The organism is Neorhizobium sp. PAMB6630, from assembly GCF_058242775.1.
The window spans coordinates 1,786,248-1,802,404 of the sequence record NZ_CM177836.1; the positions used below are offsets into that span (position 1 = coordinate 1,786,248).

The 16,157-nt window shown below is 61.7% G+C and carries 14 protein-coding genes; 3 read left to right on the forward strand and 11 right to left on the reverse strand.

Annotated elements, in window-relative coordinates:
* Positions 1 to 291: 291 nt before the first annotated feature.
* Both pxpA and AC4CWF_RS08425 read left to right on the forward strand, forming a co-directional pair.
* Positions 292 to 1,050 carry a 5-oxoprolinase subunit PxpA gene (pxpA, locus tag AC4CWF_RS08420; RefSeq protein WP_491284852.1) on the forward strand — a complete coding sequence of 253 codons (759 nt, stop codon included), beginning with the start codon at positions 292 to 294 and terminating at the stop codon, positions 1,048 to 1,050.
* A gap of 360 nt (positions 1,051 to 1,410) precedes the next feature.
* Positions 1,411 to 2,793 (forward strand): aspartate aminotransferase family protein, encoded by a 1,383-nt coding sequence (locus AC4CWF_RS08425; protein WP_491285300.1) that lies wholly within the window; start codon positions 1,411 to 1,413, stop codon positions 2,791 to 2,793.
* Between the two features lie 246 nt (positions 2,794 to 3,039).
* On the opposite strand, the gene AC4CWF_RS08430 is transcribed toward AC4CWF_RS08425, so the two are convergent.
* From AC4CWF_RS08430 to AC4CWF_RS08475, 10 genes are all read right to left on the reverse strand, one after another.
* Complete coding sequence (locus AC4CWF_RS08430; protein WP_491284853.1) at positions 3,040 to 4,251, reverse strand: ABC transporter substrate-binding protein; 1,212 nt, start codon at positions 4,249 to 4,251, stop codon at positions 3,040 to 3,042.
* 40 nt (positions 4,252 to 4,291) lie between these two features.
* Complete coding sequence (locus AC4CWF_RS08435) at positions 4,292 to 5,374, reverse strand: branched-chain amino acid ABC transporter permease (RefSeq protein ID WP_491284855.1); 1,083 nt, start codon at positions 5,372 to 5,374, stop codon at positions 4,292 to 4,294.
* Between the two features lie 3 nt (positions 5,375 to 5,377).
* Entirely contained in the window at positions 5,378 to 6,283 is a 906-nt protein-coding gene (locus AC4CWF_RS08440) for a branched-chain amino acid ABC transporter permease (protein ID WP_491284857.1), read from the reverse strand.
* A gap of 1 nt (position 6,284) precedes the next feature.
* On the reverse strand, positions 6,285 to 7,019 hold the full coding sequence (locus AC4CWF_RS08445) for an ABC transporter ATP-binding protein (protein ID WP_491284859.1): 735 nt from the start codon (positions 7,017 to 7,019) through the stop codon (positions 6,285 to 6,287).
* Positions 7,016 to 7,780: an ABC transporter ATP-binding protein gene (locus AC4CWF_RS08450; RefSeq protein ID WP_491284861.1), complete on the reverse strand. Its 765-nt coding sequence runs from the start codon at positions 7,778 to 7,780 to the stop codon at positions 7,016 to 7,018. The genes AC4CWF_RS08445 and AC4CWF_RS08450 overlap by 4 nt, the downstream gene beginning before the upstream one ends.
* A 257-nt stretch (positions 7,781 to 8,037) precedes the next feature.
* A complete protein-coding gene (locus AC4CWF_RS08455; RefSeq protein WP_491284864.1) occupies positions 8,038 to 9,009 on the reverse strand; it encodes a 5-oxoprolinase subunit C family protein in 972 nt (323 codons plus the stop codon).
* Positions 8,999 to 9,874, reverse strand: a complete 876-nt coding sequence (locus AC4CWF_RS08460) for a 5-oxoprolinase subunit B family protein (RefSeq protein WP_491284866.1) — start codon at positions 9,872 to 9,874, stop codon at positions 8,999 to 9,001. Before AC4CWF_RS08460 ends, AC4CWF_RS08455 begins: the two co-directional genes overlap by 11 nt.
* 12 nt (positions 9,875 to 9,886) lie before the next feature.
* On the reverse strand, positions 9,887 to 11,251 hold the full coding sequence (locus tag AC4CWF_RS08465) for an acetyl-CoA carboxylase biotin carboxylase subunit (protein ID WP_491284868.1): 1,365 nt from the start codon (positions 11,249 to 11,251) through the stop codon (positions 9,887 to 9,889).
* Positions 11,251 to 11,484 carry an acetyl-CoA carboxylase gene (locus AC4CWF_RS08470; protein ID WP_491284870.1) on the reverse strand — a complete coding sequence of 78 codons (234 nt, stop codon included), beginning with the start codon at positions 11,482 to 11,484 and terminating at the stop codon, positions 11,251 to 11,253. The genes AC4CWF_RS08465 and AC4CWF_RS08470 overlap by 1 nt, the downstream gene beginning before the upstream one ends.
* 72 nt (positions 11,485 to 11,556) lie before the next feature.
* Positions 11,557 to 12,279 (reverse strand): LamB/YcsF family protein, encoded by a 723-nt coding sequence (locus tag AC4CWF_RS08475; protein ID WP_491284872.1) that lies wholly within the window; start codon positions 12,277 to 12,279, stop codon positions 11,557 to 11,559.
* A gap of 136 nt (positions 12,280 to 12,415) precedes the next feature.
* Here AC4CWF_RS08475 and AC4CWF_RS08480 point away from each other — a divergent pair, with 136 nt between their 5' ends.
* The gene (locus AC4CWF_RS08480) at positions 12,416 to 13,321 is read left to right on the forward strand and encodes a LysR family transcriptional regulator (protein WP_491284874.1); all 906 of its coding nucleotides are present in this window, start codon (positions 12,416 to 12,418) and stop codon (positions 13,319 to 13,321) included.
* 373 nt (positions 13,322 to 13,694) lie between these two features.
* Here the strand turns inward: AC4CWF_RS08480 and rhtA are convergent, their stop codons facing one another.
* Entirely contained in the window at positions 13,695 to 15,950 is a 2,256-nt protein-coding gene (gene rhtA / locus AC4CWF_RS08485) for a TonB-dependent siderophore receptor RhtA (RefSeq protein ID WP_491284876.1), read from the reverse strand.
* Between the last annotated feature and the right edge of the window lie 207 nt (positions 15,951 to 16,157).

Consider the following 16,157-nt stretch of genomic DNA (forward strand, 5'->3'; position numbering starts at 1 on the left):
GGCAAGCCGCATCTGTTTTTTCGATAACGCTTTCCAAAAACAACTATTTCACACGTTTCGCGCCTTCGGACAGAATGTTGCAAGGCCGCAAAGACGGCACTTGAAGGGGTGAAGGACGATGGTGGAAGGGGCGCTGCGGTCATTGGTCGTGACAGCAGTCAGCGGCATGCGTCGCGCGGATGTCTGCCGATCTGTGAGAGGCTTTCGGCGCCGAGGACATGCAGCCTCCAGCTCCCCCCGCGCCCTTGCAAGGCTGGCCGGTGACACAGGAAGACGAGAGGAAGCGATCTTATGACAACCGACACAGCTGACGTGCTGCAACAGGGCGCCGTGGTGACCCTGAATTGCGACATGGGCGAGAGTTTCGGCAACTGGCATTTCGGCGACGATGCCGGGATCATGCCCAACATCCATCTGGCCAATATTGCCTGCGGTTTTCACGCCTCCGATCCGTGGACGATGCTGAAGACGGTGCGACTTGCACTGGCGCATGGCGTCGAGGTCGGTGCGCATCCGTCGCTGCCGGATAAGGAAGGTTTCGGACGACGGGAGATGAAACTGCAGCCGGAAGAACTGACGGCGGCCTTCCTCTACCAGATCGGCGCGCTCTCCGGGATCCTTGCGGCGCAGGGCGGCACGCTGTCGCATGTCAAGCCGCACGGCATCATCTACGGCATGGCAGCGAGAGACCTCGACACGGCCCGCGCCATTGCCGCATCGGTTAAACCGTTCAACGTGCCGCTGTTCGGCATGGCCGGCACGTTTCACGAAGTGGCGGCGGCTGAATTGGGCGTCCCCTTTATTGGCGAATATTTCCCCGATTTATCCTATGCTCCGGATGGTTCTCTGATCATCCCGCGCGTACACACTGCAGTCGATCTTGTCGCCATTGAGCAGCGCATGCGCCGCGCCTTGTTCGACGGCGAGATCGTCACCACGGATGGCAGCGTCCGGCCGATCCGGTTCGGCACCGTCTGCATCCATTCCGATCCCCCCAATTCGCGTGATGTCGCCGTCGTCATGCGCCGGGTCATCGAAGGCAAAGTGTAGAACGGCAGAGGACGAGAGGGACCACGTTTCCCAAACCCTGCTTTCGAACGCGCCGTGCTTCTGACGTGCTGGACTGGTGCCATCCGTGCCGCCAAGGGCCGCTTGCCCCGGTCTTCACGGAAAACAGGGCAAGGCACCGAGACGCAGGCGGTCGAGCGAGCCAAAGTGATAAACGACGGGCTTGCGGCCTGTTTCAAAACAAGCGATGCGGACCGGATGTTTCGGGTTGCCGACCCGCTGGACACCGGCATGATCAGCATCAGGGAATGCGGTCTCGGGCGCGAGGGCTCCTCGCACGGGATCGAGGACTATCTCGACATGAAGCCCTTCACCATCACCACCAAGATCCAGAGATCCGCCATGACACAGATTTCCAATTCCCTCGCGGCCATCGACATCGCGACTACGCTGCACCCCAACACCAACCTGCGCCAGCATGAACGCACCGGGCCGCTGGTCATCGACCACGGGGACGGCATCCGGGTCTATGACGACCGCGGCAAGGAATATATCGAGGGACTGGCCGGCCTCTGGTCGGTCGCCGTCGGTTTTTCCGAAAAGCGGCTGGCGGAAGCCGCCTACAAGCAGATGCTGAAGCTGCCCTATTACCACACCTTCTCGTCCAAGGCGCACGAGCCCTCGATCCGGCTGGCCGAAAAGCTGGTCGAGATCACGCCCGACAATCTCAGCCGCGTCTTTTACACCTCGTCCGGCTCCGAGGCCAACGACACGATCGTCAAGATGGTCTGGTACATGAACAATGCGCTGGGCCGGCCGCAGAAGAAAAAGTTCCTGTCGCGCATCAAGGGTTATCACGGCATCACGATTGCGTCCGGCAGCCTTACCGGCCTGCCGATCAACCATCGCGACTTCGACCTGCCGGCCATCCCCGTGCATCATCTGACCTGCCCGCATTTCTATCGCTTCGGCACCGAAGGCGAGGACGAGACGGCGTTTACCGCGCGGCTTCTGGCCGAACTCGAGGCGGTGATCGAAAAGGAAGGCGCTGACACGATCGCCGCCTTCATCGGCGAGCCGCTGATGGCGGCGGGCGGCGTGATGACTCCGCCGGCCGGTTACTGGGAGGGCGTGGAAAAGATCTGCCGCGCCAACGATATCCTCATCGTCTCCGACGAGGTCATCTGCGGTTTCGGGCGTCTTGGCACGCCGTTCGGTTGCCAGAAATACGGCTTCACGCCCGATATCATGACGCTGTCGAAGCAGTTGACCTCCTCCTACATGCCGCTCGCCGCCGTGATGGTTTCGGACAAGATCTACAGCGCCATCGCCGATAATTCCGAAAAGAACGGCGTTTTTGGCCATGGGTTCACGGCCTCCGGCCATCCGGTCGCGACCGCCGTCGGGCTGGAAAACCTCGCCATCATCGAGGAGCAGGATCTGATGGGCAACGCGGCGCGGCTGGAGGCAGAGTTTCAGTCTGGCCTGAAGTCCTTCGCGGACCATCCGCTGGTCGGTGAAGCCCGCGGTGCAGGCCTGATCGGCGCGCTTGAACTGGTCGCCAACAAGGAGACCCGCAAGCCGTTCGACAAGCTTGGCCGCGCCGGCGCCATCGCCAATGCCATCGGCCATGAGGAGGGCCTGATCTTCCGCTCGATCGGCGACCAGCTGGCCTTGTGCCCGCCACTGATCGTGACGTCCTCGGATATTTCGGAGATCATGACGCGCCTTGGCCGCACCCTCGACCGGCTTCCAGCCGCGATCGCCGCCGAAGGCCTCGTCTGATATCGGGTGTTGAAGACACGATGGAGCACCGCCGCCTGGCGGTGCTCGGCCGGTTCTTCACCGCCTGGAATGGCCGGGACGTCGGTCACCTGATTGCGCTGAAGGGCGCCGACCGCAAGGCGCGGTCGTAAAGATCAGGTGACGTGATGCGCGGCACAACAAAGAACCCGGCAAAGCTGTCATGCTTTGCCGGGTTCTTTCGTTGAAGCCATCGGCCAAGAATGGCCGATGGGGTCCTGTCTCACATTACTTGACCAGTGCGCTCATCGGCACCGCTTCGGAAATCGTCCAGGAGCCGACGACGCCCGGCTTGCCCTTGTCGACACCAACGATCAGGTAACGGGCCTTGTTCTGGTGGTGCAGTTCGGCCGTGAAGGTGCGCGGTCCGAACAGGGTCGGTTCGTCCTTCATCTTTTCCAGTTCGGCAACGACGCCATCGGCTTCCGTGGTCTTGGCACGCTCGACGGCCTTCGACCAGACATCGATCATCGAATAACCCGGGTAGACATACTGGCTCGACGGATCGGTGCCGGTTGCCGTCTTGTAGGCGGCGTTGAATTTCTGCACGTCGGGGTTCGGGTCATCGCCGTAGATCGAGCCCTGCACCGGTGTGTAGAAGTTGGAAAGATCCGGAACGGCCGACAGCCAGTAGCTGCCGTCGACGCCGGAGCCGTTGAGGATCATCGAGTTGATGCCGGCGGCGCGGATCTGCTTGATGGCCGAAACGGCGCCCGGCATCATCGTGCACAGCATGATCGCGTCCGGCTCCTGCGGCAGCGACTTGATGCGGGTGATCTGCGCGGCAATGGAGGCATCGTCGTTCTTGAACGTATCCTGTCCCAAGAGCTTTGCGCCCTCTGCCGCGATCTTCGGCATCATCCAGTCAAAACCGTCGCAGATGCCCTTGTTATATTCGGTCCAGGTGTCGAGCAGGCGGTAGAAGGTTTTTGCCTTCTTTTCTTTGTATGCCCATTCCGCCATCGTCGCACCCTGCACGGCGGCAAGTACCGAGGCCGAGAAGGAGTGCGGTCCGACGCCCTGGATACCGGCCTTTACCGATTCCGCGCAGAGAAAGAAGGAGACAAGGCCTGCATCTTCGGCGGCAAGCGCTGCCGGTGCGCCGAAATCGTAGTCGCAGGAAACGACGACGAGGTCGGCACCCTGGTCGATGACCGAAAGACCGGCCTTGGCGCCTTCGGCGCGGTCGGACTTGGTGTCGGCGCTGACGACCTCGATCTTCTTGCCCAGAAGCCCGCCTGCCGCATTGATCTCGTTGATGCGGATCATCGCCGCATCCTGCGCCGGCTTGTCATAGGCTTCCATGAAACCGGAGGCGGCGGTTGCGAAGCCGACGACGATCTTGCCATCGTCGGCAAGTGCGGGGAAGGCTGCCATAACGGCAGCCATGGCCATCGCCAGTATTCGTGTCTTGCCCAGTATGCTTGTCTCGTATGCCATTGACGTCTCCTTTTTTGACCGACGGTTTCCTCTCCGTCGACTATTTGTTGCGGTTGACGCGGAAGAGTGTGATTTCGCGATTGCCGATCAGGCCGGCTGGACGCAGCGCGAGGATCACGATCATGATGACGCCGAGAGCGATCTCCTGGAGCCCCTTGGGAAGGGCAAAGGTGGTCGACCCGAGCGGAACGCCCGCCTCCAGCCAGCGCAGGGCCTGGATGAGGGCGGACAGCAGCAGCACCCCGATCACCGCCCCCGACAGGCTGCCCATGCCGCCAACGACGAGCATGGAAAGCGTGATGAAGGTGAGGCCGAGATAGAAGGTGTCCGGCGTAACGACGCCGATGGAATGCGCCATCGCCGCCCCGCCGAGACCCATGATGGCGCCGGAAATCGTGAATGCGACGAGGCGTTCCCGGGGGATGTCGACGCCGGATGCGGCGGCGGCTGTCGGTTCGTCTCGGGCCGCGCGTAGCGCAAGGCCTGAGCGTGAGATCGCATGACCCCAGGCAATGAAGATCGCAACGACTGCAGCGCCTGCATAAGGCCAGAGGGTGCGCACGATCGGAATGCCGACGACAGACGAGGTGGCGCCGGTGACGCTTTCCCAGTTCGAATAGATCGTGTTGATCATCGCCAGAACCGCAAAGGTGGCGATCGAGGCGGCAATACCCGAGAGCCGCATCAGGACCTTGCCGAAGATCAGCGCCGCAAGCCCTGCAAAAAGCGCTGCGATGAGCGCCGATTGCCAGTAGGGCAGGCGCGCCTCGAGCAGAAAACTCGGCAAGCCGGGCAAAGAGGCCTTCTTCATCAGCGGATTGATCGTCAGCCATGCCGCTGCATAGGCGCCAAGGCAGGTAAAGCCGATATGGCCGAAGCTGAGCACCCCGGAATTGCCGATGAAAATATAGAGCCCGACGACGAGGACGACCCGCACCATGATGTCGATCATCGCCTGGTTGAAGGGGCGGGAACCGAGCGTCACCGTCAGCGCGGCAATGGCAAGGACCAGGAGCGACAGCAGGATCGGCGTGATGATCGTCTTGCGGGCAAGGGCGAACGGGGCAGGCTTTCGCGGATTGGCAAGCGCTGCGGGAAGGGTGGAGAGGCTGGCATCGGTCATGGGTCAGACCCTTTCCTTGGTGCCGCGGGCGGCGATCAGGCCCTGTGGGCGGAACAGGAGGACGAGGATGACGACGCCGTAGACAAAGGCGTCGCGGAAGGGGCGGGCATCCACAGGCAACACGACCTGCATGATCACGGAGGCCGCGCCGAGCAGGAAGCCGGCGAGCACTGCGCCGGCAAGGCTGCCGAGACCGCCGATGACGGTGGCGATGAAGGCCATCAGCATGATCGAGGCACCCATCTGGATATCGACTGTGCCGGTCTGGCTGCCGAAGATCATGGCGATGGCGCCGGCCAGAGCACCTGATAGTGCGAAGGCGCCCATGATGACCCGGTTTGCGCGCACGCCGAGCATGCGGGCCATCGAGAAGTTCTCGGCCGCCGCCCGCATTTCGAGCCCGAAGCGTGTCCGCCTCAGGAACAGCGTGAGGCCGACGAGGATGATGACGGTCGCGATGATGGTGATCAGCTGCAGGAGCGGCAGACGGGCGCCAAAAATTTCCACCGGCTGCGACAGCATCGGCAGAAGCGAGATCGACTTCGGTCGGCTGGTGAACAGCATCAGCAGGAAATAGCGGATGACGAAGCCGAGCGCGAAGGAGGCAATCATCATTGTCGCCGGGCTGGCGCGCCGGAAGCGCCGAAAGACGACAATCTCGCACAGCACCGAAAGCCCGGCGCCGATGAGCAGCACGAAGGGGATCAGCAGGTACCAGGGCAGTTGGCCGGCAAAAACGATCGCCAGCGCATCGGTCGATGGCCACAAAAGTGCGAAGATGGAAAAGGCGATGACATCGCCATGGGCGAAGTTGACCAGCCGCATCACGCCGAAAATCAGCGCAATGCCGAGCGCGCCGAGGGCATAGAGCGAGCCGAGCGACAGGGAGTCGAAGACGATCTGCAGCATCTCAATGATCCTCGTAACCGAAATAGGCGGCCTGGACGGCCGCACTGTTGCCGAGTTCGCGGGCGTTGCCGTCGAGCACAATCTGGCCGCCGCGCATCAGCAGCATCCGACCGCCGACCAGGGTGGCGCGGGTGGAACTTTGCTCGACGATCAGAAGCGTCAGCGCCCTCAGCGACTGCAGTGCAATCAGCCGCTCGTAGACCTGGTCGGTGATATTGGGGGCAAGGCCGAGCGACGGTTCGTCGATGGCGATCAGCCGCGGGTTGGTCATCAGGGCCCGGCCGATGACGAGCATCTGCTGCTGGCCGCCGGACAAAAGCCCGGCCTGGCCGTTCCGACGCTCCTTCAGGATGGGGAAGGTCTGGTAGACGGCCTCCAGATCCTCGGCGGTCTTTGCCTTCCAGCCGCGATCCCTGGCCTTCATGCCGGTGCCGACCATGAGGTTTTCCTCGATTGTCAGCGAGCCAAAGACGTCGCGGCCTTCCGGCACCAGCGAGAAGCCGAGGCGGGCGATATCTTCCGGCGCCTTGCCGGTGATGTTGTAGCCGTCGAAATCGATCGTGCCGCTGGAGGCTGGCGTGACACCGGCAATGGCGCGCAGCAGAGATGATTTTCCAGCCCCGTTCGGTCCGGTGATGAAAACCGTGTCGCCATCCTTGATGGACAAGGAGACGCCGCGCACAGCGGTGAGGCGGCCGTAGCGAACCTCGATATTGGCAAGAACGAGCAGGCTCATAACAACACCTCCGCAGCCGGCACGGCCCCATCTGCGGCGGTGCCCATATAGGCGTGACGCACCTTTTCGCTCTGTCGGATCTCGGCGGGTGTTCCCTCCTCGATGACGGCCCCGGAATCGAGCACGACGATGTGGTCGCAAAGGCCGAGCACCAGCCCGACATTGTGCTCGATGATCAGCACGCCGCAGCCGAGATCGCGCGCGATACGCTTGACGAGCGCCGAGAGGTCCGTTGCCTCCTGCGCGCTCATGCCGGCGGCCGGTTCATCGAGAAGGATGAAGGCAGGCCGCCCCATCAGCGCCCGGCCGATGGCGACACGGCGTTCGTCGGTATAGGGAAGGGTGCCGGCGGTGCGCGAACCGAGCGCGGAAATGCCGATCCAGTCCAGCATGGCTTCCGCCTCGGCAACTGCCGCGCGCCGGCTCATGCCGAGCCCGACGCCGGTGACTTCGAGATTGTCGATGACGGCAAGATCACGAAACAGCCGGCCGCCCTGGAAGGTGCGGGCAATGCCGCGACGCCGGACCAGATGCGGCTTCAGCTTGCCGAGCGGCGCGCCGTTCAGCTTGACCGCGCCCTCCGTCGGCATCTGGAATCCGGTCAGGACGTTGACGAGCGTTGTCTTGCCGGCGCCATTGGGACCAATCAATCCGCTGATATGGCCAGGCTTGATGTCGAGCGTGACGGATGACAGGGCTTTCAGCCCCGCAAAGGCCACGGACACGTTTTCCGCGCTGAGATGACCGTCAAGTTGAACCATGAACCCCTGTTCCTTTGTTGCAGACGGAAAAGGGCATGCGACATCGGACCGTGTGCCGGCCATAATACATGTCGCGATGTTCCCCTTTTTCTCCGGCGATCTCTGCGGACCACTCGGAGGTAAAATCACGCCGTTTGCCGGCGTCGTCTTGTCGTTGCGCGCGCCGGATCTTGATGCCCGGCGCGTCGGAGGGCCGGCATGCTCCGACCTCTCCTCCCGATGCCTTCTCCGGTTCCTCTTCCGGAGATCCGACCGCCTCAGGCGGTCAGGGTGTCTTCCGCCTTGGCCAAAGCCGCGCGCCGTTCGGCGCGGGCGGCCAGCGCCTCTTCCAGCGTCACCGGCACGAAGCGGGCCGGCGTATGCGGCTGCAACTGGGCGATCCGGTCCATGTCGGCGGAAATGACCACGCCGAGCATCATGTAGCCGCCGCCCGATACGGCGTCGCGGTGCAGAACGATCGGTTCGGTGCCGCTCGGCACCTGGACGGAGCCATAGGGGTAGCAGGCATCAACGATGTTGGACGGGTCAGAGCCTGCCCCGAAGGGCTGTTCGCGGGCGACGAATTCAAGCGGCGTGCCACCCTTGAACCGGTAGCCGATGCGGTCAGCCTCGGGGGCCACTTTCCAGGTGTCTTCGAAGAACCGCTTGCCGGCAGCTTCGGTGATGCGATGCCAGTAGATGCCGGGCAGCATTCGAAGCTCGATGGCACCGGACACGCCGCCGCGAAGATCCGTCGGAAGCGACCGACCGGGCGTGCCGGTGCCGGTTCCAACCGGGATCTCGTCGCCGGCCTTCAGCACGCGTCCCTCAAAGCCGCCTAGCGCGCCGAGCATATAGGTCGAGCGCGACCCCAGCACGACCGGCACGTCTATGCCGCCGGAAATGGCGATATAGGCGCGGGCGCCCGATTTCAGGTAACCGAAGGACAGACGGTCGCCGGCCTTCACCGCAAAGCTTTCCCAGGTGGGCCGTTCTTCGCCGTTGACCTTGGGTGGCAGTTCGCCACCGGTGACGGCGACCACGGCGGGTGCCGTAAATTCCAGCTCAGGCCCCATGAAGGTCGCCTCAAGGATCGCTGCACCCGGTTCGTTGCCGACAAGCAGGTTGGCGATGCGGGTGGCGAACCGGTCCATGCCGCCGCCTTCGGGAATGCCGACATGGTAATAACCGGGACGGCCGAGGTCCTGCACGGATGTTGCAAGACCGGGAGTGATCACCTTAATGGCCATTGAGAAGCTCCATCAGGTTGGCGTTGGTGCCCAGCATGTCGCGGTTGAAATCGGTGAGGCTGAACGCGCAGTCACGCACCGTCGGCTGCCAGCGGTTGGCATTGATCTCTTCCAGCGTCGCGTCATATTCGTCGCGGTTGATCGCCTTGAACTTGACGATGTCGCCCGGCTTGAACAGGGCCATCTCGTCTGTGAGGTAACGCACGGTGCGTGTCGGATCGTAGATCGGTGCAGGAGTTACGCCATACATCTGGTAACCGCCGGCGCCGCGCACCGAATAGATCGCTGCAAAGCAGCCGCCGTGGCCGACCGTCAGCTTTGGTGTATCCGTGCGGGGGCGCAGATATTTCGGCGCCTCGATCTGCTTCTTGCGTTCCACCATCTGATAGAGCCAGGGCAGGCCGGCAACGAAACCGACCATGGACACGAACCAGGGCTGTCCGGAATAGGCGGCGATGAAGTCCTCGATCGATGCATAACCGTTGATGCGCGCCGAATATTCAAGGTCTGTGGCACTCGGGTCCTGATGGCGCTCGCGAAACCGCATTTCCGTTTCATGCGTCCACGGATCCTGGAAAAAGACCGGCAGTTCGATGATGCGGGTTTTCAGCGTCGCATCGGATTTCGACGCCGCGTCCTCCATCGACTGCAATTCCTTCAGGAGGTCCTGCGGTGCGATGAGATCAGGATCGAAACGGATCTGGAAGCTGGCATTGGCCGGGCAAGTCTCGGTCACGCCGCGGATGCCGGCGGCCCGGACCGCATTGATCATCGACAGGCCGGTAAAAAATGAGGCGAGCGACATGTCCTCCGACACTTCGCCGAAGATATGCTCGTCACCGCCGAAATTGAAACGTATCGACATCGAACCTCCTTGTCAGCCGGCAAGCGCCGTGGCGTTGTCTTGAAGCCAGCCTTCCAGCCAGCGGGTATGCACGTCTCCGGCCCGGACCGACGGATCGGCGGCAAGGGCTAAAAACAGCGGCTTGGTGGTTTTTACGCCGCCGATCTCCAGTTCACGCAGCGCCCGCGTCAGCCGTATGATTGCCGCTTCGCGGGTCTCAGCGTGGACGATCAGCTTGGCGAGCAGGCTGTCGTAGAAGGGCGGCACCTGGTAACCGTTGTAGAGCATGGAATCGAAGCGGACGCCGGGGCCGCCGGGAATGCGCAGGTCGCCGATCGTGCCGGGGAAGGGCGCAAAATCCTTTGCCGGATCCTCCGCATTCAACCGGACCTCGATGGCATGACCCTTGACGGCCACGTCTTCCTGCGCGATCCGCAGCGGTTCCCCACCGGCGATGCGCAGCATTTCGGCGACAAGATCAATGCCGGTGATCGCTTCCGTCACCGGATGCTCCACCTGAATGCGGGTGTTCATCTCGATGAAATAGAAGCGGTCGGCTTCGTCGTCGTAGAGATATTCGACGGTGCCGGCGCCGGAATAACCGACCGCCTTGGCAAGCGCCACGGCCGAAGCGCACAGCTCTTCGCGCAGGCTTGTGGAAAGTGCCCGCGACGGCGCCTCTTCCCACACCTTCTGGCGGCGGCGCTGCAGCGAGCATTCCCGCTCGTAGCAGTGGATTGCATCCTTGCCATCGGCCAGAACCTGCACCTCGATGTGGCGCGCCTTGCCAATCACCTTTTCCATGTAGAGCCCGCCGTCTCCAAAGGCAGCCAGCGCCTCGGCTTGCGCCTGCGGAAAGGCCTGCTCGAATTCGGCCAGAGAATTGGCGATGCGGATGCCGCGCCCGCCACCGCCGGCGGCAGCCTTGATCATCACAGGAAATCCCGTTGCCTCCAGCACATGGCGCGCAGCCTCGATGCCATCGACTCGGCCCGTGGAGCCGGGAACAACAGGCACGCCGGCGGCAGCGGCTGCCGTGCGGGCAGACACCTTGTCACCCATCAGCCGGATCGCATCGCCCGATGGCCCGACGAAGGTGAGGCCGGCTGCCGTGACGGCATCGGAGAAACCGGCATTTTCAGCGAGGAACCCATAGCCCGGATGGATGCTGTCGCAGCCTTTTTCCAGCGCTGCAGCAATGATCGCCTCGATGTTGAGATAGGATTTTTTGGCGGCGGGCGGGCCGATATTGACGGCTTCGTCGGCGAGTTGCACATGCAGCGCATCCGCATCCGCCGCCGAATACACGGCGACCGTGGCAATGCCGAGATCCTGCGCGGCGCGGATGACGCGCACGGCAATCTCACCACGATTGGCTATCAGCAGCTTCTTCAGCATCAGTCGATATCCGCAAGCGGTGCGCCGGCCATGACCGGGTCTTCGTTCTCGGCGGTGAAGCGGATGTTTTTGCCCGAAATTTCGGCCTTCACCTCGTGGAAGGACTTCATTACCTCGATCAGCCCGATGACATCGCCGGCTGTGACATCGTCGCCATCCGCCTTGAACGGCGGCGTATCGGGCGAGGAACTGCGGTAGAAGGTACCGGGAAGGGGAGAGAGAATCTGGGCCATGTCGATCTCCGGGTCAGGCGATGAAGGAAAAGAGACGGGCATTAAAGACCGCCTTTTCGGCGGCTGTCGATGTTATTGCCAGGGCGCGATTGCGCGGCGCACGGTTCTCGCAATATCGATGGCATTCGGAGTGTCGGAATGCACGCAGATTGTCTTGCAGCCGACCGGGAACAGGCTGCCGTCATTGGCAGTGCCCTGTCCATCGGTAAGGGCACGCAGGCAGCGTTGCGCCATCAGATCCGGGTCCATGGCGGGATGTTCGCGGGTGACGATCAAAAAACCGCCCGGCGCATAGTCGAGGTCCGCATAGAACTCGGGCACGAATTCGATGCCGCGCTCGCTGTAGATCGTTTCGTGAAGCGTTGCGGTCATGCCGAACAGAGGCACGCCATAGATCTCGGCGACGTCGCAGATCGCATGGGCGACCTCTTCCTGCCGTGCCGCCATGCCATAGAGGCTGCCATGCGGCTTGATATGGTTGAGTTCCAACCCTTCCGCCTTCAGGAAGCCAACCAGCGCACCAACCTGGTAAAGGACCGAGTTGACCACTTCCTCACGGCTCATCTTCATCTCGCGGCGGCCGAAACCCTGGAGATCAGGCAGGGACGGATGGGCGCCAACCTTGACGCCATGCGCCTTGGCGCTGAGCACCGTGTTGCGCATGTGATCAGGATCGGAAGCATGGAAGCCGCAGGCTACGTTTGCCACATCAATGAGTGGCATCAGTCCGGCGTCGTCGCCCAGCCTGTAAAGGCCAAAGCTCTCCCCCATGTCACAGTTCAACGTGACAGTCATCGATTTGGAACCCCTTGTATGCTGCCGTCTTTGCGGCGTTGCACAATTTTTGTCTCAGCTTTCTCCTCTTGTGAAATAGTAGTTTTTTGATTGTAATATCGAAAAAACAGATAACCAGAACAAGGGGGTGATTTCGATGAGTATCACGTTGAAACAGCTTGATTATTTCATTGCGACTGCAGAAAGCGGGCAGGTGAGCCACGCTGCGTTTAATCTCAACATTTCTCAATCGGCTGTCACGGCAGCGATCAAATCGCTGGAAATGGAGCTGAGCGTGAAGCTGCTGGAGCGGACCCATTCCGGGGTCAGGCTGACAATGGAGGGGGCCCGCTTCCTGGACCACGCACGGGTCATCACGGGAGCGGTCGCTTCTGCCATGCGCAGCCCTTTGCGAGAAGAAGCAGGGCTTTCCGGAAAGGTCACGGTCGGCATCACCTACACGGTGATCGGCTACTTCATGTCCAAATATTATGCCCGCTTCCGAAAGATCTATCCGAACATCGATGTGGAAATAAAAGAGCTATCCCGGCCTGCGCTCGAAGAGCAGATCAAGCGCGGCGATGTCGATATTGCCGTGATGCTGGTCTCCAATCTCGCCAGTTCCGATGTCATCGAGCAGGAGCTTTTGCTGCGGTCCAGCCGCCGGCTGTGGCTTTCGGCAGACCACAAGCTGCTGTCGCAGAGCGAGATCAGCCTCAAGGATGTGGCCGAAGAAGATTACATCATGCTGACCGTGGATGAAGCGAGCGCCACTGCCTCGCGTTATTGGGATGCCGTCGGGCTGTCTCCGCGAGCGGTCCTGACCACAAGTTCGATCGAGGCTGTCCGCTCTCTGGTTGCGGCTGGCGTCGGCGTGACGATCCTGTCCGACATGGTCTACAGGCCGTGGTCGCTTGAAGGCCAACGTATCGAGCTGCGCCGGCTGGTGGAGCCCGTACCGAGCATGAATGTCGGACTTGCCTGGGCTCGCAGCCATCCACTATCGCCGACCGCCACCACCTTCCGAGCCTTTATGTCCGTGACGATGGGCGGCGGTGGATGATCGCAGATAGCGAGGGACGTCTCCCGCGCATCGAAAGCTAAAGTTCTCGTCCATGAAGGGAACAACGGACGCACCAAATCATACCTTCAAGGTATAGTAATGCACCGAAACGGTGTTGGACGAGAGGCGCGCCGACCCTCAATATCTGCCCATGAACGCAAACTTTCCATTGCCGATGACGGCACTTGCCGCAGCTCTTGGCAGGCCTGCATAGATGCCTATCTTGCTTTTTGTATCTGGAAGACGATGGCGGGCGTGCGGCCGCCCGGGTGTAATCTGGCGCCGCTTGCTGTCTGCCAAAACGTTCAATGGAGATACCACAGGTGAGGTCAGTCGTCCGGGCGCCGGGTCATTCCGGCGCCCTTTCCAGCTTTCAAAATACCTTGGTGACGGAGATCGCGAAGGTGCGGCCACGACCGTGGTAGTCGAAGACCGACTCGTCGACGAGAGCGCCGTAAAGCGCCTTTGCGCGCGAGCCCCAGACGGTGGTGTAATCGGTATCGAACAGGTTCTGGATGCCGAAATTGATCGTGGTTGCCTGTTCGGCAAACGTGTAGCGACCGCCGAGATTGAAGAGGTTGTAGCCCTCGATCTCGTAGCCGGCATCATCTTCAAGGCTGAAGACATGCTCGCCGGTCAAACGAACGGAAAAACGCTCATTCCCCCAGCCGATGTGGCCGCCGGCCTTGGACGTGCTCGCCGTGCCGACCGATTCCTGGTACCAGCCATCGGCACCCTTCTTTTCCGACTTCACCCAATGGCCGAGGACACCGACATCGAAACCGTTGTCGAACTTATAGCCAGCCTCTGCCTCGATGCCGTAGACCCGGCGCTTCTCGTCCTTCATCTCGATGGTCAGTGTCGTGCGATTGAGGCTGATCGAGCGGTCGGAGGTCGAATAATAGGCGGCGGCCGCGACATTGAATGTGCCGTCGTCATGGCGAAAGCCAACTTCGAAACTGTCGGTCTTGATTGCCTCGAGTGCCGAGGTTGAGACGTTGACGCTGTCGGTCAGGACATAGTGTCCATTGGACAGGGTGTAGGTGCCGACACCGTAATATTTGGCAGGGTCCGGCAGTTCGAAGCCTTGCGAGAAGTTCGCATAGACCTGCTGGTCGGGGGTGACGTCAAAGGTCGCGCCGGCATTAAAAAGCAGCGCGTCGTAATCGACGTCGCCGCCAGGGATGGCATCGGCCGAGGTGGCAGCACCATTGAGGATTGCCACCTGCTGGGCGGCGCCGGCGAAATTGCCCACTTCCGTCTTGGTAAACTGGTAACGCAGGCCGCCGTTCACGGTCAGCCGGTCAGTGGCCTCCCAGGCGGCTTCGGCAAAACCGGCAACGGTGCTGACATCGATATCCGGGTAGAGGCCGGTGACGCCGATCGTGTCGAAATCCATGCCGCCTGATATCACCGCCGTGGTCAGGTTGAAGATCGACTGGCTGGCGGAGAAACTGTCACGGTCGGCATCCACGCCGTAGGTAAGCTTCACCGTGTCGGTCAGCTCCGACACCATGGCGGCCTTGAAACTGTAATAATCCGTCGTCTGCTCGCTGGCGCCGAAATAGGTGCCGGCAGCGCTGCCCGTGGAGGGGAAGGGATTAAAGACGATATCCTCTGATCGCACCGCCCCCTGCAGCAGCAATTGCTGGCCGAGGAAATCGGCATCGGTATAGCTGAGGGCCAGCATCTTGCGGCGGGTCTCAGGCTCGACATCCGACTGATAGCCGGAACGGGCTTCGAACAGGCTCGGATTGGAAAGGCCGGAGAGGTAAGGTCCGTAATAGAGGCCGTAATCGCTGTCCTGGGCGCTGTCGAAATATTGCATGGTCGCGTCGAGGCGGCGATCCTCGTCAATCTGAACGCCGACCGAACCCATCACGTCGATGCGCTTATTAAAAGCGGTCGAGGACTGGGTAATGTCAGGCGTGACCATGTCGCCAGAGCCATCGTAATAGGCGCCGGTGCGGTTGCCGGACACCGACAGGCGGGCGTCCCAGTCGGCGCTGTTATAGGTGACGGCGCCTGCCGCATTGCGGTCGAAATCCTTGCTGCCCTGGAAACCGCTGGCAATGCCGACCTGGGTTTCGGCATGCAGGCCGTCGCCCGCATCCCGGCCCTTTTTGGTGATGATGTTGATGATGCCGCCGGTGGCATTGCCGCCGTAAAGGGCGGTGGCGCCGGAGAGCACTTCGACGCGGGCAATGTTGAACGGGTCGATGGAATCGAACTGGCGGCTGAGGCCACGGGCGGAATTCAGCGAGACGCCGTCGATCAGGACGAGTGCCGTGCGGCCGCGCAGGTTTTGGCCGTAATTGGTGCGGGACCCTTCACTTGCGGCATCAAAGCTCGGCACGGTCTCAGCAAGGATCTGCTGCAGGCTCTTGCCCTGAAGGGCGGCAGCCTTGATCTCGGCCTCATCGACCACCTTGATGGTGCGGGCGATCTCGGAGATCTTTTCCGGTGCGCGGCTGCCGGTGACGACGATGCGGCCAAGAACGGTTTCGCCGGATGTTTCGGCAGCCGTCTCGGCCTCGTTTCCGGCTGCATTCTGCGCAAGGCTGGCATCAGCTGCCCCCAGAAATGCCAGGACCGCAAGCGCCGTCAGCGACGTGGTCGAGTGTGCCAAGGCGCAGGTCCCGCTCAGTCCACGCTTCTGTTCCCCAAAGAATGTCATAGATCCCCTCATCACTCACATTTTCGCGCCGCCCAAGACTTGAGCGAGTCGCGATAAAACATTACTGCTTCGGTCATGTTTAGAGCATGCCCGTGGCCCACGCTTGGATGGAGGCGAACGTGGCTTGGACCAGCGCGAAGTTCCCCAAGGAAAGTTGAT